General features: G+C 59.6%; 1 protein-coding gene and 2 pseudogenes. 2 read left to right on the top strand and 1 reads right to left on the bottom strand.

The window, feature by feature from the left end:
* Positions 1-445: 445 nt before the first annotated feature.
* Positions 446-646: pseudogene (locus EOC06_RS24715) on the top strand (transposase domain-containing protein); the annotation flags it as partial.
* Between the two features lie 115 nt (positions 647-761).
* Here EOC06_RS24715 and EOC06_RS24720 read toward each other — a convergent pair.
* On the bottom strand, positions 762-1,262 hold the full coding sequence (locus EOC06_RS24720; protein WP_128309019.1) for a VOC family protein: 501 nt from the start codon (positions 1,260-1,262) through the stop codon (positions 762-764).
* Between the two features lie 39 nt (positions 1,263-1,301).
* Between EOC06_RS24720 and EOC06_RS24725 the strand changes: the two are divergent.
* Positions 1,302-1,459: pseudogene (locus tag EOC06_RS24725) on the top strand (ISAzo13 family transposase); the annotation flags it as partial.

The raw sequence follows: 1,459 nt of genomic DNA on the forward strand, positions 1-1,459 counted from the left end.
CATTGGCGAGCCGGGCGATCACGATCGTTCGTTGCGCTGCGCTCAGCCCGACCAGCTTGTGCGAGTCGAGCGGCATGCTGAGCTGGCGAACGATCACGAGAGATCGTATCGGTGGCGGCAAGGTTCTCATTTTGCGTCTCCCCGATGATGAAACCATCCGGAGAGCCTCGCCGGAAACGGCGCTGGATCAAGAGCTTGTTCAGTTCAAGCAGTGCAGCAAGCGACGCGCGCGGGGATCCCAGATCCATTGCTGCGCACGCCACGGGATCTATCATCCAGGCCGGAGCGGTAATGACATGCCCAGGCACGATGACGAGATGAATGATCCGACCGTTGGCGCGTTCTTCGCTGTTCTCGCAGCGAAGCCGGCGTCCGAAATACGGATGCCAGCGATAATGGACTTCGACCTCCAGCCCAACATGGGCAGAATGACCCCGAGATTGCCATCACGCGCAAGAATGCGTTGTTCGCCGGATCCGACGGCGGCGGAACGACGTGGGCGACCATCGCTACCCTTCTGCAGACCGCAAAGATGAACGACGTCGATCCCTTCGCCTGGCTGACCCTGACCCTCCAGCGCATCGCCGCCGGATGGCCCAATCGCGATCTCGATCTGCTCCTGCCATTCAACCATCACGACAGCTGAGCGGCCGTAACCGTCCGGTGAGGCCGCAGTCAGGCAGCCTTGAGCAATACCTCCGCAAATTTGCGTTTGGGGATAGCGAACGCACTCTCGCGTGGACGGTTGCCTTGGTTCCCTATTACGGTGTTGATGGATTCCAAATGACTTCCCAGAGGTGGCCATCCGGGTCTTTGAAGTATCCCGAATAAATACCCCACGGTCGGTCGTGAGCTGCGTCAGTGAGCGTGGCCCCCGCTGCTTTCGCTTGGTTCAGTATTTGATCGACCTCGTCTTTGCTACCGGCAAGGTACCCAAGACTGAGCTCTGTGGAGCTTGGAGCCCCGATGGTGTGGTGCGCATCCTTGGCAAGCTCACTTCGAGGATAAAGGGCAAGGGTAAGGCCGCCCTCCAGGTGAAACATCACTATGGCCCCCGCGGGATGCGTATCGTCTCCTTTGAAGTCGTCGGCGGTAATACCCTTTGTGGGCAATCCGAGGCCGTCGCGATAAAACGCAAGCGATCGATCTAAGGGCTCGAGGCAGGATAATCGAATCAGAGATCGGCATTTGGTGATGGGTCGGCGCTGCTGTGCGGAGCGGCATAGCGTCTGGTTCGGAAAACGTCTGGACGCATAGGTCATGATCTGATTCGGTGGCCCGATGAGCTTGGGCAAATCCGGATGATCGACATCGACGCTATCAAGGCACGCTTTGATAGGCTTTCGCCGTTTCTGGACGAGCGTGCGCGGCGTCTGTTTGCAGCGAATGAAGCGCTTGCGGCGGGCCGGGGCGGCGTGACGGCGGTTTCGCAGGCGACGGGCGTCGCACGCAGCACGAT

The sequence above is a fragment of the Mesorhizobium sp. M7A.F.Ca.MR.362.00.0.0 genome (genome assembly GCF_004023175.1).
Classification (GTDB): Bacteria; Pseudomonadota; Alphaproteobacteria; order Rhizobiales; family Rhizobiaceae; genus Mesorhizobium.

What these genes read in the sequence shown, in the direction of transcription:
- EOC06_RS24720 (WP_128309019.1), bottom strand. Translation starts at nt 1,262, where the DNA reads ATGACCTATGCGTCCAGACGTTTTCCGAACCAGACGCTATGCCGCTCC.